Genomic DNA, 15,654 nt, shown 5'->3' with positions numbered 1-15,654 from the left:
CAACGGAGCAACTCAAGGGGGAAGGGCTAGAGAACGGAGGGCGGCCAGGGATCGGTGAGGTAGCCGGTCAGGCAACTGTCCGGACGATCGGGCGGGCCGAAGAGCGTGTGGGTGGTGCGGCGGAGGCTTTGCTCAAGCAGGAATGGGGATGGAAAGCCGGATGCGAAGGGGAGTGCGGCCTCGCCAAGCTCGGTCTCGGAGCAGAAGAGGACGACCTTATCGACCAGTCGCTGGGCGAGGAAGCTGCCATTGAGATGCGATCCGCATTCGAGAAGGAGAGAGACGATAGCCCGGTCGTGAAGGTCGGTGAGAACGGCGGGCAGGCTGAGGCGGCCGTTGTGGGAGACGATAGGTTCGACCTCAGCACCGGCGTCTTCAAGAGCGGCGATCTTTGATGCTGAGGCGGAGATGCCGCAAAAGATGAGTAGGTCTTCGTTCGGTGTGCCGCCGGTGCTGGCGGAGCGGACGAGCTGCGAGTCGAGCGGGATTCGGAGATGGGTGTCGAGGATGACGCGAAGCAAGGGGCGGCGGCGGGGCAGACCGGTGCGGTCGGTGTAGGCGGGGTCGTCCGCTAGGACGGTGTTGATGCCTGTCAGAACGGCGTCGGAGGCGTGGCGAAGACGTTGAACTTCGGCCCGGGCCTCAGGGCCCGTAATCCAGTGCGGCTTGCCGGGGGCGCGATCCGTAGGTGGCGGAGCCAGTTTGCCATCGACAGAGATCGCGGCCTTAAGCGTGACGAAAGGCGTCCGGGTCTGGATGAAGTGGGCGAAGGCGTCGTTGAGCTCACGGGCGGGCTGTTCGAGAACTCCGAGCGTAACTTCAACTCCAGCATCACGCAGACGTTGGAGCCCGGAGCCATGCACGAAGGGGTTGGGATCGCCTGTCGCAACGACACAACGCCCGATGCCGGCGGCGATGAGGGCATCGGCACAGGGACCGGTGCGACCGGTGTGGCTGCAGGGTTCGAGGATGACGTAGGCGGTTGCGCCTTTTACAGCATGTCCCAGCGCTGCGGCGTTCTTAAGAGCCGCGATCTCGGCGTGATCGTGGGCCTCATAGAGGTGAACGCCCTCGCCGATGATTCTGCCATTCTGCACCAGGACGCAGCCGACCTGGGGATTGGGGGATGCCAAGGCGGTAGTGCTGGCGGCAAGCTCAAGGGCCCGCTGCATAAAGTGGAGATCGTCGGGCATCTTGTCACGCTCTACGGATAGCAATCTTTGAATTCTGGTTGGCCCGGTTACTCCAGAAGGGAATCAATAAAGCTATCACTGTCGAAGGGAAGGATGTCTTCCATTTTTTCTCCGACACCTGCGTAGACGACAGGAAGCCTCAATTCAGTTGCAATGGCGAGGACAATTCCGCCTTTAGCCGTCCCGTCGAGCTTGGTGAGAACGATACCGGTGACCCGGGCGGCTTCGGTGAAGAGGCGTGCCTGCTGGAGACCGTTTTGGCCGGTCGTCGCGTCCATGACGAGCAAAGTTTGGTGGGGCGCTCCGGGAACGAGTTTCTCGGCCGTCCGGCGCATCTTGTCCAGCTCCTTCATCAGATCAGTCTTGGTGTGCAGGCGTCCGGCGGTGTCGACGATCAGGACCTGCGTGCCCCGGGATTTTGCAGCGGTGCAGGCGTCGTAGAGCGCGGCCGAGGGGTCGCCACCCTGCTTGGTCTTGATGATGGGGACGTTGGAACGGCTGGCCCAGACTTCAAGTTGCTCGATAGCCGCGGCGCGGAAGGTGTCGGCGGCGCAGAGCAGGACGGAGTTTCCCTGCGCGGAAAAAAGGGCAGCGAGCTTGCCGGAGGTGGTCGTCTTGCCGGTTCCGTTAACGCCGACCATCATGATGACCTCGGGTGGGGTCGACGGATGGGTGACCGGGACAGCGACGCCGTCGAGGACCGCCTTCAGCTCGATCTTGAGGAGTCGGCGGAGTTCGGCACCGCCTTCGATACCCTGGCGGAGCGCGCGCTGCTTCAGGTTTTCGATGACGAGCGACGCAGTCGCTGAACCGATATCTGCCGAAAGCAGAACAGATTCGAGCTTGTCCAGCGAGGCAAAGTCAATCTCGCGAGTGAGCGCGATGACAGAGCTGATGGACTCGGTAAAGCTGTCGCGGGTGCGGGTGACCGCCTGCTTCATCCGGTCGAAGAAGCCGCGTTTTGGCTCTACCGCCGGTTCTTGGGCTGCTGATACTGGGGCTGCGGGTTTTTCCGGTTCTGCATCGGTATTGCGCTTGCCGAAGATTGAGAAGGCCATATCTTGCTCCAGTTTAGCGGATGGAGTAGCGGCCTATCGTGTTACCCGCTAGATGGGAGCCTGGAGCCGGCGGCGGAGCAGGTCTTTCACCTCGGGCCAGTCCTGCTTGATGAAACTGTACCAGCAGCTGTCGCGTTGGCTGCCGTCGGGCATGATGAGGTGATTGCGGAAGGTACCTTCGTAGACTCCGCCGATAGCTTTGATGGCGGCTTGCGAACGGCGGTTTTCGTGGTGGGTCTTAAGGCCGACGCGGTTCAGCCCAAGTTCCTCAAACGCGTACGAAAGTTGAAGGTACTTCGCTTCAGTATTCGCGCGGGTTCCGTGGAAGGCTGGAGCGATCCAGGTATGTCCCAGCTCTACCGTCTTATGCTCACGGTCCAGCGTAAAGAAACGTGTGCTGCCGATGACCTGGTCGGGCACGCCGGGTCCGGTCGACTTCACAACCGTGACCCAGGGCATCGTGGTGCCCTGGGCTTCGGCGTCGAGGGCTACCTGTACCCAGACGCGAAGGTCTTCTGCGCTCTGTGGCCAATGCACCATGTAACGCCAGATGACCGGCTTCGCAACGGGGTCGAGAGCGATCTTCTCAAGCGCCGGCAGGTGGGCAAGCGTAAGCGGCTCCAGACGGATGTTTTGACCTTCAAGCGTTGGCGTCATGCATTCAGGATAAGCGAGTTTCGCCAAACGCAAAAACGGCCCCGGAAAGCTTCGGGGCCGTTGGTGATCTGTGAGAACGTCTTAGAAGTGGTAAGCAATGCCGAGGGTCGGCATGGAGAGCACCCTGTAACGGTTGGTAGTGAAGGGCTGGTAGCCAAGGTTGGGTGTCTTGCCGAGGAAGCCGCGATACTCGGCACGGATGTCGAAGCTCGGGCTGAGCTCGTAGGCGACGCCGGCACCGAAGAGTCCACCAAGAACAGTCGTCCGCTTCACGTCCAGCTGGGTGGTTTGAAAGTCCTTGATCGGAGAGAAGAACATGGCCCCGACACCAGCTTCCGCGAAGGGGTTGTAGCGCTTGAACGTCAAGGTGTAGACGTACGCTCCGCTGAACTCCTGCTGGCGAAGGTGAACGTTGTTGTCCGAGGTTCCGGGAACGACGTACCTCGGGGTGTTCTGCGTGAAGCTGTAGTTCGCTTCAAGACCACTGCGGGGCGTAAGCAGATAGCGGTAGCTGACCAGGGCGCCCAGCGATGTGTCGGTAGTGGTATAGGTGCCGGTGGCGCCGTGAATGGTGGGAGTAAAGGTGCCTGTGGCGCTGATGCTTACATCCTGACGGCTCTCCTGGGCGTGGGCGGCAAACGCCGACAAAAGCAGAGCACACAACAACATCGTCTTCTTCATTCTTCTTCAAACCCCTTAGCATTTGCGCAACACGGCATGGCTCTTGCCGCGGAATAGACTGCCGGCAAAGTCGCTCACCCAATTGTACCCGTAGCCGCGCGATTGGGGGTGACTGCACCCGAAGAAGCGGGCTGGCGATCGAGGTGACCGCCAGCCCGCTTCCTCTCTAAGGTGTCTCTGGGAGAGTGGGGTTGAAGTTACCGTGCCGGCTTGATACTAGGCCAGCTCCGGATGATACAAGCTGCTACTGGTTATGCTGCGGGCGGCGGAGGCGGCTGGTTGCCGTCGCCACCGGGACCACGATCATGCCCCCGGTGTTCCTGTTCACGGGCAAGCATCTGGTCGAACTTAGGCTTCTGCTCATCGGTAAGGATGGCGCGGATCTTGGCGGTCTGCGCATCGTGGATCGCCTTCATCTTGGCGTGCTTGTCGGCAGGAGCGGTGGTGGTGTCATTGTGAAGCGCCATCATCTGCGTTCTGCCGTCCTGGTCGATCGCCTTGACCTGCGCGACCTGGTCCGCCGTGAGATTGAGGTGCTTCGTCATCATCTCAAGATGACGTTCCTGCATGTGTTCGCCCCGCGCGTGCGGTGGCGGAGCGCTTCCATCGGATTGGGGCGGGGGAGCGTCCTGCGTGGCCTGGGCCCAGACAGGAGCGGAGACTACGGCGAAGGCGCATAGTGCGAGTGCGGCGGAGCGCATCCCGTTTGTTGCGGAGATCATAATCTTCATCGGTTCATCCTCTTGAAACGTCGATTCCGGACGCGTTCTCCGGGCTGGTCGTTCTGGCTGTACAAACGCTGGCCGAAGAGAAAAGTTTCCGCTGCGTGGAAATTTGTTCGATAGATTAGCCGCGCTCGGGAAGAAAGCTGTAAGGATCGCCGTGGCTGGCGGAAAACTTCTCGACGATCCGCAGGAATGCCAGTGCCGCGTGCGAGAGGCTGGCCTGGCGGCGGTAGACGAGGCGAAGTTTGCGCTCGGTTTGGAGCTCCTTGACCCGGATGCGGACCAGCTCGCCGTTGGTGAGTTCTTTGCGGACGGAGAGGCCGGGGATGAGAGCGACGCCGTTGCCCATCTCGACGAACCGCTTGATGGCCTCCATGGTGGGCAGTTCGACGCCCATCTGCAGGGGTGTCTTGTACTTACGGAACGTCTGGATCACCTTCTGGCGTTGCGGCGACGCGATATTATGGGCGACGAAGTTTTGCGTGCCGAGTTGGCGGATTGCTACTTCGCCAGCGCGGGCGAAGGGGTGCTTCGGGTTGACGACCAGCATCAGCTCGTCCCGATAGACGACGGTAGATTTGACCTGTACGTCGTCGGGGCGGAAGGACAGGATTCCAATCTCCACTGAGTGCATCAGGACTTCATCGGTAATCCGGCTGGCAAGAGATCGCTGGACGGCAACTTTGATGCGCGGGTGCTGGCGGCGGAACTCGTCGAGCAGAGGCAGGAGGTAGAGACAGGTGTACTCATTCGCTGCGAGAAGCAGCTTACCGCTGTGGAGCTCTCTCAACTCGGCCAGCGCGCTGGAGGCTTCTGTCCTGAGGTTGAGTAACTTCAGGGCGTACTCGCGCAGTACGCCCCCGGCGTCGGTCAGCGTGCCATCGCGCGACGAGCGCTCAAAGAGAATCTCGCCCAGCTCGCCTTCGAGCTTGGAGATCGCCTGGCTGACGGCTGGTTGCGTCCGGTGGAGACGGGTGGCGGCGCGGGAGAAGCTGCGCTCCTCCGCGACCGCGAGAAAGGTTTCGAGTTGAAACAGGTCCATCGGGTTCCTCTGGAGGGACTATGCTTTCGTTATCATTCTGAATGAATAGTTGAATTAGAAATTATGATGTGTGTGCAGACGATCATAAGCCTGCGTTATGATCAAGTCCAGACAGAAGGAACCTAGAACTATGGCTGAATCGAACCAGATCGTCTTCTTCGACACCACCCTGCGCGATGGCGAGCAGTCGCCCGGCTGCACCATGCATCCTGCGGAGAAGCTGCGCTTCGCCCATCAGCTTGCGGAGCTTGGCGTCGACATCATCGAGGCCGGTTTCCCGATCGCCTCTTCAGGGGACTTTGACTCGGTGCGCACTATCGCGTCACAGGTTGAAGGCGCGAAGATCGCTGCTCTCGCGCGCGCAAAGCCAGCCGATATCGAGATTGCAGCACGAGCCGTGGCTCCGGCGGAGCTCGCTCGTATTCACACTTTTCTTTCGTCTTCCGATATCCATCTCGAACACCAGATGAAGATGTCACGGAACCAGGCGCTGGATCTGGCAGGCGAGTCCGTGCGGCAGGCGCGGAGCTTCGTTGATGACGTCGAGTTCTCGCCGATGGATGCGACGCGCACAGATCACGCCTTCCTTGGCGCGATGGTTGCGGTGGCGATCGAGGCAGGTGCCACAACCATCAACATCCCCGACACGGTTGGCTTCATCACTCCGGCGGAATACGCCGCGATCTTTCGCATGTTGCGCCAACTTCCTGGCGCGGAGAAGGTGATCTTTTCGACACACTGCCACGATGACCTTGGGCTTGCGACCGCCAACACGCTTGCAGGAATCGAGGGTGGCGCGCGGCAGGTCGAAGTGGCCGTAAACGGCATCGGAGAGCGCGCGGGCAACGCGGCGTTGGAAGAAGTGGCCTCTGCTCTTATGGTGCGGCGCGACGTGCTGCCTTACACCTCGAACATCGTGCACACAAAGCTCTATCCGACGAGCGCAATGCTCTCGGAGATTCTGAATCTGCCGGTCGCGCCAAATAAGGCGATTGTGGGCAAGAATGCCTTCTCGCACGAGAGCGGCATCCATCAGCATGGCGTTCTCTCGAATCCACTGACCTACGAGATCATGACTCCTGCGTCGGTCGGCGTGACGGGAACGACGATCGTGCTGGGCAAGCACTCCGGACGCAAAGCGCTTGAACATCGCTTCGCCGAGCTGGGGCATACGCTTACCAAGAACGAATTGGAGCGGGTGTACATGCGGTTCACGGAGCTTGCGGACAAGAAGAAGGCGATCTACGACGAGGACCTGATCGGTCTGCTGCGCGCACCGCATGCCGAAGTAACAACCGCCAACTAATTAGGTCGAGGAAAGATATGAAGCTGAAGATTGCAGTACTGGCCGGCGACGGCATCGGCCCTGAGGTGACGAACGAAGCGACCAGCATTCTGCGCGCAGTGGCGGAGTTTGGCGGCCACGACTTCAGCTTTGTGCCGCTGCTGATCGGCGGCGTTGCGATCACCGAAGCCGGTTCGCCACTGCCGACGGCGACGCTTGATGCGGCGCTCGAGTGTGATGCCGTGTTGCTGGGCGCGGTAGGCGATAACAAGTTCAACTCGCTCACTCCGGACAAGCGCCCCGAGGCTGGGCTGCTGCAGATTCGCCAGGCGCTGGGCGGCTTTGCGAATCTTCGGCCATCCGTAGCCTACAAGGCGCTGGCAGCGAGTTCTCCGCTGCGGCCCGAGGTGACCGAAGGCGTCGACATGCTCTTCGTGCGCGAACTGCTGGGCGGTCTGTACTTCGGAGCGCCTCGCGAGTGGAACCGCGAAAAAGAAGTTGCGATCAACACAATGCGCTACACCAAGGCAGAAGTAGTGCGTGTGGCTCGGGTTGCGTTCGAGCTCGCAGCCAAGCGTCGCAAGAAAGTCACAAGTGTTGATAAGGCCAATGTGCTCGAGGTCTCGCAGCTCTGGCGCGCCGCCGTCACCGAAGTTGCCGCTGACTATCCCGAAGTCACGCTCGAGCATCAACTGGTCGATTCGATGGCGATGCACATCATGAATACGCCGCGGAACTTCGATGTGGTGCTGACGGAGAATCTCTTCGGCGACATCCTCTCGGATGAGGCTGGCGTCATCACCGGCTCGCTCGGCATGTTGCCCTCGGCGACGATTGGCGGAGCAGTCAATCTTTATGAGCCTGTGCATGGCTCGGCTCCCGATATCGCCGGGCAAGGCAAGGCAAATCCGCTGGGCGCAATTCTTACGGCCGCGATGATACTTCGCCACTCCGCTGGCCTGGAGCAGGACGCTGCAGCAGTCGAAACGGCAGTGGTGAAGGTGCTTGACGCTGGCTACCGCACGAGCGACATTGCACGCGGACAAACTGCGGGGCAGACTCCGGTGACTACGCACGAGATGGGCAGGCTTGTGCATGAAGCCCTGGCGCAGTCCATCGACCAACGGCAGGCGATGCATGCGGTGTAAATCGCCGAAGCTGGCTCTCTGCACAGCGCTGTTTGCGCTGGCGGCTGGCAGTGCGTGTGCGCAGTTTCATTCGCCACAGGTTGACGGCGCGAAGCACAAGAAAGACAAGAAGCAGTATTCAGACGCGGAGTGGATGTGGCAGTACAGCCCGCCACCAGCCGAAGGAAGGGAGAACCAGTTGATCCAGGACGCGCGGTTCTACCCATTTCTGAAGCAGAATCTGACCGCTCCCCAATCCTTCTGGGGTGTGCAGGGCACGAAGTATAAGCCGCTTGCCGATACGGCGATGGACTTTCTCTCCGTACCGGGCAAGGTAATCGCGGATGAAGATCGCTACTTGACGATCACTGGTTGTGTCTTCCACTTCTGCCCTTCGCGAGGCATGTTGTGGGTCGATTTGAACGCTGCACCCAAGGCCGCAAATCTGGTCGCGTTTGCGGCAGTTGATTGGATTCGCGACAGCAAGACGACAAGTGAGCCGGACGCCGAATACACGCTGTGGCTCTTTTCGAACCAGACATTTGGATTGACATCTGACGCCACAAAACACATTCCCGCTGCGTTAGTTCAGAGCATCTCGCGTTGGACGAAGGAACCGATGCCCGGCACCGGCATAGTCGAAAAGATCACGCACGTGATCCTCGTCGACCCCGACGGAACGCCGCACCAGTTACCCATCGCAGCGCTTGGCATCACGCTGCCGCAGCCCAAACCCGAAACGGACGCACAATGAGCACACCACGCACCCTGTTCGAAAAAGTCTGGCAGCAACATGTTGTGGCCGCGCCCGCCGGCGAGCCTTCGATCGTCTACATCGACCTTCACCTCGTACATGAAGTGACCAGTCCACAGGCATTTGATGGGCTTCGTCTCGCTGGCCGCAAGCTGCGTAGACCGGATCGTACCGTCGCTACCGTCGACCACAATGTGCCTACTTCTTCAGTGCAGGACCGGCTGCACATCATCGACCAGATTGCATCGAAACAAGTCGAGGCGCTCCGCAAGAACTGCGCGGAGTTCGGTGTTGAGCTATACGACGTGCAGTCGCCGGAGCAGGGGATCGTCCATATCATCGGGCCAGAGCTAGGCCTCACCAAGCCGGGCATGACCATCGTCTGCGGCGACTCGCATACCAGCACGCACGGGGCGTTTGGAGCGCTGGCCTTCGGCATTGGCACCAGCGAGGTCGAGCATGTGATGGCGACGCAGACGCTGCCGCAGGACAAACCAAAGACCTTCCGCATCTCCATCGAAGGCGAGCTGCCTTATGGCGTGACGGCGAAGGACATTGTGCTGCACATCATCGGCGAGATTGGCACGGCTGGCGCGACCGGATATGTGGTTGAGTACGCCGGCTCAGCGATTCGCGCCTTGAGCATGGAAGGCCGCATGACCGTCTGCAACATGAGCATCGAGGCCGGTGCACGCGCTGGCATGATCGCTCCCGATGCGACGACCTTCGCGTATCTTAAGGGCCGCCGGTTTTCGCCGAAAGACGCAGCATGGGATGAGGCGGTCGCGCATTGGTCGAAGCTTGTAACCGACGAAGGAGCAATCTTCGACCGCGAACTGACGATCGACGCGGCTTCGATTACGCCGACCGTAAGCTGGGGAACTTCGCCGGGCATGGTCACGGGCGTTGCCTCAACAGTGCCTGTCCTGGACGAGAACGCAAGCGAAGCCGACCAGAAGAACTTCGAGCGCGCGCTTGAGTATATGGACCTGAAGCCCGGCACGCCGATCGAAGAGATCAGGATTGACGCGGTGTTTCTCGGCTCCTGCACGAATGCGAGGATCGAAGACCTTCGGGCTGCCGCTTCCGTGGTGAGGGGCTATCACGTTGCGACGACGGTGCGGGCGATGGTCGTTCCGGGATCACAGTCGGTCAAGGCTCAGGCGGAGAAGGAAGGTCTTGACAAAGTATTCACCGAGGCAGGCTTCGACTGGCGCGAACCGGGATGCAGCATGTGCCTGGGTATGAACCCCGATATTCTTTCGCCGGGCGAGCGCTGCGCTTCAACCAGCAATCGCAACTTCGAAGGCCGCCAGGGACGCGGTGGAAGAACGCACCTCGTAAGTCCGGCGATGGCTGCGGCTGCGGCAATTGCTGGGCATTTTACCGACATTCGCAACTGGAAGTTTAAGGAGGCGAACTGATGCTGGCAATCAATATTCTTACTTCTACAGCGGCACCGCTCGATATCTCGAATATCGATACCGACCAGATTATTCCAAAGCAATTTCTTAAGAAAATCGAGCGGACTGGTTACGGAGAGTTTCTTTTTTTCGATTGGCGTCGAGTTCAGGATGGGCCCAGCGCTGGTGAGGCTGACGCCTCTTTCGTGTTGAACAATCCGGACTACGCTGGCGCGAAGATTCTGATTGCGGGCAAGAACTTCGGCTGCGGAAGTTCACGCGAGCACGCGGCATGGGCACTCACCGACTTTGGCTTTCTTGCGGTGATTGCGCCTAGCTTCGCGGACATCTTCTTCTCAAATGCAGGCAAAAACGGAATGATTCTCGTCCGGCTCTCCGAGGAAGACGTAAACCTGCTGACGCATCGCAGCGCGGCTCGACCGGGGCATTCAATCACCATCAACCTGGAAGAGCAGACGGTGACGGATGACGAAGGCTTCTCCGCGAAGTTCGAGATCGATCCGTTTCGGAAGTATTGCCTGCTGAATGGGCTGGACGATATTGGGCTGACGCTGCGCCATGAGGCTGAGTTGGATGTGTTTGAGAAGCAGCATGACACTGCGTTCTGGACGATGCCGCGAAGCGCAACTGCTTGACGCGGATAATTGTAAGCCGGCGGTACAGAACAGGAGGACGGTTTGACCGGTCAACAGGTTGGGGAAGAAAATTCGGCGATTGTTCAACATAAGTCTCTGCGAGGCGCACGGACGGCAAGAGTTTTGCTGTTCTTGGTGCTTCTTGGCGGAGGTTTTATGGAGACCATGGAAATTGCTCGGGCACAGTATATTCCGAGTACTCCGAAGCCGCCGCAACTTGCGGCTGCTAAATCGGTCTTTATCTCGAACAACTTTGGCGCGACTTATGCGGATAGCGACAGGATGTACGACGAGGTCTATTCAGCCGTGCAGCACATGAACCGCTTTTCAATAGTCACAGACCCTTCCTCCTGCGATCTCATTCTGGAATTTAGGTTTGGAAACGCCTTTACTGGCCCAGGCTTGGTGTTTCTCAATGTAGTTGATCCTAAGTCGCATGTTGTACTTTGGTCGGTCAGCGGAGAAGGTACTCCGAAGGGGCTTTCGTTCGCACATGTACACAAGAACGAGCCTGATGTCATCGACAAGCTGATGGACTATCTGAAGATTATTACAGCGCCTAAATAGGCGGGATTATTCGGGAATACCGAAAGAACGAGAGGGCAAAGGGTTGAGCAGCAGAATCGAAGGAAAACGAAATTCGGTGGCGTTGACTGAAGGCCCATCGCGCGCGGCGGCGCGGAGCTATCTGCGCGGCGTAGGCTTCTCGAAGGAAGACCTGCATAAGCCGATCATTGGCGTGGCAAATACCTGGACGGAGATTGGCCCCTGTAACTTCCACCTGCGCGAAGTCGCCGCCGCGGTGAAGCAGGGAATTCGCGATGCGGGCGGGACGCCGATGGAGTTCAATACTGTCACTATCTCCGACGGCATCACCATGGGCACCGAGGGCATGAAGGCCAGCTTGATCTCACGTGAGGTGATCGCCGACTCTATCGAGTTGGTAGCCCGCGGCAATTTATTTGACGGAATTGTCTGCATCGCCGGCTGCGATAAAAATATGCCCGGAACCATTATGGCGATGGCGCGGCTGGATATTCCGGGAATTATGCTCTATGGCGGCAGCATTGCGCCGGGTAAGCTTGCTCAGCCCGATGGTACGCATAAGGACATCACCATCCTGAACGTCTTCGAGGGCATGGGCTCGCACGCCGCGGGCAAGATCAATGACGACCAGCTTGAGGCGCTCGAGGCAGCGGCCTGCCCCGGCCCGGGAGCCTGTGGGGGCCAGTTTACGGCGAACACGATGGCGATGGCAGGCGAGTTTCTTGGCATCTCGCCGTTCAATCTGACGGGCGTTCCCGCGATGTCGGCCGAGAAGGCGAGCGCGAGCCGCGAGGCGGGACGCATGATCATGGACCTCTGCCGGCATGACGTTCGGCCGAGCAAGATCCTTACGCGCAAGGCGATCGACAACGCGATCGTCGCGGTCTGCGCCAGCGGCGGCTCGACCAATGCGGTGCTGCACCTGATCGCGATTGCGAGCGAGCTTGGCATTCCGCTCAGCATGGACGACTTCGACCGCATCAGCGAGAAGACGCCGTTTATCTGCGATCTTTCGCCCGGCGGCAAGTATGCTGCCACGGACTACCAGGAGGCGGGCGGATCGCGCGTGCTAGCCAAGCGCCTGATCGACGCGGGTCTGATGGATGGATCGCAGCCGACGGTCTCTGGCCGAACAATTTCAGAAGAGGCAGCGCTTGCGGTCGAGACGCCGGGGCAGCCCGTGATCCATACGCTCGACAAGCCGCTGAAGGCTACGGGTGGACTTGTGATCCTGAAGGGCAACCTCGCGCCGGAGGGTTGCGTGATCAAAGTGGCCGGGCACGAGCGCCTGTTCCACCAGGGCCCGGCGCGGATCTTCAACTGCGAGGACGACTGCCATGCCGCGGTTGAGGCAGGCAAGATCAATCCGTCGGACGTGCTTGTGATTCGCTACGAAGGGCCCAAGGGGGGACCGGGCATGCGCGAGATGCTGGCCGTGACGGCGGCGATCAAGGGTATTCCTGAACTATCTGAGACGGTCGCTCTTCTTACCGACGGGCGCTTCTCGGGAGCCACGCGCGGGCTGATGGCGGGCCACGTCGCTCCTGAGGCGCAACTTGGCGGCCCGATTGCCGCGGTGCGCGAGGGCGACACGATTACCTTCGACATTCCCAAGCGCGAGCTGCGGCTGGAGGTTTCGGCGGATGAGATTGCTTTACGGCTGAAGGAGTGGAAGGCTCCGGAGGCCAGGTATAAGCGGGGAGTCTTCGCGAAGTATGCGAAGAGTGTGAGTAGTGCTAGTGAGGGAGCGGTAACGACCTAGTCATTCAAGTCTCATGAATCAATAACGACAGGAGGGTGGGATGACGAGACGAATCAAGACAGCTTCAATTGCTGGCTACCTGGCTATGTTAAGCTTCGTTTCTTTTCTTCCTCTCTTTCTATGGAAGAGTAAGGAACTGCTTCTAATTGCTGCGAGCTTCACATGGTTGACCATGACCTACGTTGGCGTGATGGCCCTGTTTGGGTCTAAAGAAACATCGATGGCAATTATGTGGCAGGGACGCTCGCAGCAATCGAAGTTCGAACGAGAGGTTGGTGCTCGTGTCCTTGGCGCAGTCCTTCTGATCTTCATGCTCTTTGTGACACACGAAGTGCTTCAGGGCGGTGTTAGAGCTGCTTACAACAACTTTGGACGGTGATTCTATGACGCAGGAAAGCAGCAATACATACCCGCAACTAACAGGAGCCGAAATTCTCTGGGCCACGCTTGTCGGCGAGGGAGTTACTACTGTTTTCGGCTATCCCGGCGGTGCGATTCTGCCTATTTACGATGCGCTGCGCAAGTTTCCTATCCACCACGTCTTGGTGCGGCATGAGCAGGGAGCTTCGCATATGGCCGATGGTTATGCGCGGGCATCGGGGCAGGTGGGCGTGTGCATGGCGACCTCCGGGCCGGGTGCGACCAACCTTGTGACCGGCATTGCGACGGCGATGCTCGATTCGATTCCGATCGTCTGCATCACCGGGCAGGTGTCGTCGAAGGTGCTGGGCAGCGACGCGTTTCAAGAGGTGGACATCACCGGCATCACGCTGCCAATTACGAAGCACAACTACCTTGTCACGCGTGCCGAAGACATCGCTGGTACGGTCCGCAAGGCCTTCCAGGTGGCTCGGTCGGGTCGCCCGGGCCCGGTGCTCGTCGACATTACGAAAGACGCGCAGCAGGCCATGGCGGCGTTCAGCTTTGAGGCTGCAGCGCCCGAGCCGGCGCGACCGCATCCGATGCTGAAGGCGGAGACGAACTCCTTCGCGGACGCGATTGAGTTGATCAAGGCGGCAAAGCGGCCGCTCATCCTTGCCGGCCACGGCATCGTGGAGTCGGGCGCGCGCGAGCAGGTGATCGACTTCGCTGAGCGCCGTCAGATTCCGGTGGCCAGCACGTTGCTCGGCCTTGGGGCATTCCCGACGTATCATCCCCTCTCGCTCGGCATGATGGGCATGCACGGCGAGAGCTGGGTGAACGAGGCGATCCAGCAGAGTGATCTGCTGCTGGCCTTTGGCATGCGCTTCGACGACCGCGTGACCGGCAACCTCGCGCACTACGCTCCGAACGCGAAGAAGATCCATATCGACATTGACCCATCAGAAGTAAACAAGAACGTGAAGGTGGATGTGGCGCTGATCGGCGACCTGCGGAAGGTGCTCGATGCGCTGCTACCGATGCTGGGTGATTCTCCGGTTGCGGCTGAGACGTGGGACAGGGCGAGCGAAAAGTCGTACGGCGAGCCGCCGACGGAATGGCTGCGCGAGATCGACGCGATGAAGGGGACGGCGTCGGTGCGGGACATCATCAACCTGCCAGACAACGGACACCTGTATGCGGCGCACGTGATCAACGACATTTGGCGCGAGGCGCTCACTGCGGGAAGGCTGGCGCAGACGGTGATTGTGACCGATGTAGGCCAGCACCAGATGTGGGAGGCGCAGTACTACAAGCACGACGCGCCGCGGAGTCTCATCACATCCGGCGGTCTCGGCACGATGGGGTTTGCGTTACCGGCGGCGATCGGAGCGAAAGCTGCTTGCCCGGAGAAGGACGTCTGGGTGATCGCGGGCGATGGCGGATTCCAGATGACGGCGTCGGAGCTTTCGACGATTGTGCAGGAGGGCTACGCGATCAATATCGCCGTGATCAACAATGGATTTCTGGGCATGGTGCGGCAGTGGCAGGAGGCGTTCTATGACAAGAACTACTCGGCTTCGCCCATTCTTTCACCGGACTTTGTGATGCTGGCGGCAGCTCATGGCATCGACGGCGCGACCGTGAGCAAACGGAAGGATGTAACTCCCACGGTTACAAAAGCACGGACGAGCGGAAAGGCGTTTCTGATTAACTTTCAGGTAGAAAAAGAAGATGGTGTGTATCCGATGATCGCTCCGGGTGCGGCTCTGCATGAGATGGTGAGGCGGCCGACGAAGGATCCCTTGCTTGAGACGAGTGAGGATGAGTAAGGAGCGCGCATGAACCTTCGATCTCCATGGATCGCGAACCTTGCTGCTTCGGGCGTGCTGGCAATGCTTGCCGCCGGATGCAAGAGTTCGCACCCTGCTGCCCCGGTCACGCAGTCGAAGGCCGCAGAGCCTGCGGTTGTATATCCCGCGCGGCCCAGCGTGAAGCCCCCAGCGTTCAAGGTGTTTCATACGCATGACAGCATCATCACGCTGGTGACGAAGCCCGATGCCACGGATGATGAGATCGAGGCGATTCTGTGGCAGTTGCGGGATGCGGCGCATGCAAGGACGCTGGATAGCCTGAAGGTGAGTCAGAAGCTGGTAGATGATCGCAAGCCGCTAGTCTGGTTTCATATCTATCGCGGGACGAAGTGTGCGGCGGAGAAGTATGCAGATGGGGCGTTACCGTGCGGGAATCACTATAACGGAGCTGGGGACTATACCTACGGCGGATACGCGAATAAGGAGCTGGATCGAGGAGTGATTCGCGATGGGGATAAAGAGACGGAGTTGTGGGATTCGGAAAAGGTTTATGTGAAGGGGAGTTAGAAGAGCGTTCGTGGCAAGCTCGAG

16 protein-coding genes are annotated in these 15,654 nt (G+C 59.6%); 10 read left to right on the top strand and 6 right to left on the bottom strand.

Annotated features, from left to right (window positions below; all coding sequences use genetic code 11):
• Nucleotides 1-26 precede the first annotated feature (26 nt).
• The 6 genes from ribD to OHL18_RS12630 all read right to left on the bottom strand — a co-directional run bounded on the left by ribD (nucleotide 27) and on the right by OHL18_RS12630 (nucleotide 5,356).
• Complete coding sequence (gene ribD, locus OHL18_RS12655) at nucleotides 27-1,193, bottom strand: bifunctional diaminohydroxyphosphoribosylaminopyrimidine deaminase/5-amino-6-(5-phosphoribosylamino)uracil reductase RibD (protein ID WP_263375211.1); 1,167 nt, start codon at nucleotides 1,191-1,193, stop codon at nucleotides 27-29.
• A 47-nt stretch (nucleotides 1,194-1,240) separates the two neighbouring features.
• Nucleotides 1,241-2,251, bottom strand: a complete 1,011-nt coding sequence (ftsY, locus tag OHL18_RS12650) for a signal recognition particle-docking protein FtsY (RefSeq protein WP_263375210.1) — start codon at nucleotides 2,249-2,251, stop codon at nucleotides 1,241-1,243.
• 48 nt (nucleotides 2,252-2,299) lie between these two features.
• Nucleotides 2,300-2,908: a GNAT family N-acetyltransferase gene (locus tag OHL18_RS12645; RefSeq protein ID WP_263375209.1), complete on the bottom strand. Its 609-nt coding sequence runs from the start codon at nucleotides 2,906-2,908 to the stop codon at nucleotides 2,300-2,302.
• Nucleotides 2,909-2,989: 81 nt separating this feature from the next.
• Complete coding sequence (locus OHL18_RS12640) at nucleotides 2,990-3,589, bottom strand: porin family protein (protein WP_263375208.1); 600 nt, start codon at nucleotides 3,587-3,589, stop codon at nucleotides 2,990-2,992.
• Nucleotides 3,590-3,840: 251 nt separating this feature from the next.
• Complete coding sequence (locus tag OHL18_RS12635; protein WP_263375207.1) at nucleotides 3,841-4,320, bottom strand: Spy/CpxP family protein refolding chaperone; 480 nt, start codon at nucleotides 4,318-4,320, stop codon at nucleotides 3,841-3,843.
• 115 nt (nucleotides 4,321-4,435) lie between these two features.
• Nucleotides 4,436-5,356: a LysR family transcriptional regulator gene (locus OHL18_RS12630; protein ID WP_263375206.1), complete on the bottom strand. Its 921-nt coding sequence runs from the start codon at nucleotides 5,354-5,356 to the stop codon at nucleotides 4,436-4,438.
• A 130-nt stretch (nucleotides 5,357-5,486) separates the two neighbouring features.
• Here OHL18_RS12630 and OHL18_RS12625 point away from each other — a divergent pair, with 130 nt between their 5' ends.
• The 10 genes from OHL18_RS12625 to OHL18_RS12580 all read left to right on the top strand — a co-directional run bounded on the left by OHL18_RS12625 (nucleotide 5,487) and on the right by OHL18_RS12580 (nucleotide 15,630).
• Nucleotides 5,487-6,662: a 2-isopropylmalate synthase gene (locus OHL18_RS12625; protein WP_263375205.1), complete on the top strand. Its 1,176-nt coding sequence runs from the start codon at nucleotides 5,487-5,489 to the stop codon at nucleotides 6,660-6,662.
• A gap of 17 nt (nucleotides 6,663-6,679) precedes the next feature.
• Nucleotides 6,680-7,789 carry a 3-isopropylmalate dehydrogenase gene (gene leuB / locus OHL18_RS12620; RefSeq protein ID WP_263375204.1) on the top strand — a complete coding sequence of 370 codons (1,110 nt, stop codon included), beginning with the start codon at nucleotides 6,680-6,682 and terminating at the stop codon, nucleotides 7,787-7,789.
• Nucleotides 7,779-8,522: a hypothetical protein gene (locus OHL18_RS12615; RefSeq protein ID WP_263375203.1), complete on the top strand. Its 744-nt coding sequence runs from the start codon at nucleotides 7,779-7,781 to the stop codon at nucleotides 8,520-8,522. Before leuB ends, OHL18_RS12615 begins: the two co-directional genes overlap by 11 nt.
• Entirely contained in the window at nucleotides 8,519-9,946 is a 1,428-nt protein-coding gene (gene leuC, locus OHL18_RS12610; protein ID WP_263375202.1) for a 3-isopropylmalate dehydratase large subunit, read from the top strand. The genes OHL18_RS12615 and leuC overlap by 4 nt, the downstream gene beginning before the upstream one ends.
• Nucleotides 9,946-10,581 carry a 3-isopropylmalate dehydratase small subunit gene (gene leuD, locus OHL18_RS12605; RefSeq protein WP_263375201.1) on the top strand — a complete coding sequence of 212 codons (636 nt, stop codon included), beginning with the start codon at nucleotides 9,946-9,948 and terminating at the stop codon, nucleotides 10,579-10,581. The genes leuC and leuD overlap by 1 nt, the downstream gene beginning before the upstream one ends.
• A 42-nt stretch (nucleotides 10,582-10,623) precedes the next feature.
• Nucleotides 10,624-11,148 carry a hypothetical protein gene (locus tag OHL18_RS12600; protein ID WP_263375200.1) on the top strand — a complete coding sequence of 175 codons (525 nt, stop codon included), beginning with the start codon at nucleotides 10,624-10,626 and terminating at the stop codon, nucleotides 11,146-11,148.
• Between the two features lie 76 nt (nucleotides 11,149-11,224).
• Nucleotides 11,225-12,889, top strand: coding sequence for a dihydroxy-acid dehydratase (ilvD, locus tag OHL18_RS12595; RefSeq protein ID WP_396274451.1), 1,665 nt, complete (start codon nucleotides 11,225-11,227; stop codon nucleotides 12,887-12,889).
• Between the two features lie 40 nt (nucleotides 12,890-12,929).
• Nucleotides 12,930-13,268 (top strand): hypothetical protein, encoded by a 339-nt coding sequence (locus OHL18_RS12590; RefSeq protein ID WP_263375198.1) that lies wholly within the window; start codon nucleotides 12,930-12,932, stop codon nucleotides 13,266-13,268.
• A 4-nt stretch (nucleotides 13,269-13,272) separates the two neighbouring features.
• Nucleotides 13,273-15,081: a biosynthetic-type acetolactate synthase large subunit gene (ilvB, locus tag OHL18_RS12585; protein WP_263375197.1), complete on the top strand. Its 1,809-nt coding sequence runs from the start codon at nucleotides 13,273-13,275 to the stop codon at nucleotides 15,079-15,081.
• A 9-nt stretch (nucleotides 15,082-15,090) separates the two neighbouring features.
• On the top strand, nucleotides 15,091-15,630 hold the full coding sequence (locus OHL18_RS12580; RefSeq protein WP_263375196.1) for a hypothetical protein: 540 nt from the start codon (nucleotides 15,091-15,093) through the stop codon (nucleotides 15,628-15,630).
• The last annotated feature ends 24 nt before the right edge of the window (nucleotides 15,631-15,654 follow it).

Source organism: Granulicella aggregans (assembly GCF_025685565.1).
Lineage (GTDB): Bacteria > Acidobacteriota > Terriglobia > Terriglobales > Acidobacteriaceae > Edaphobacter > Edaphobacter aggregans_B.
This window is presented reverse-complemented; position numbering and strand designations above follow the sequence as displayed.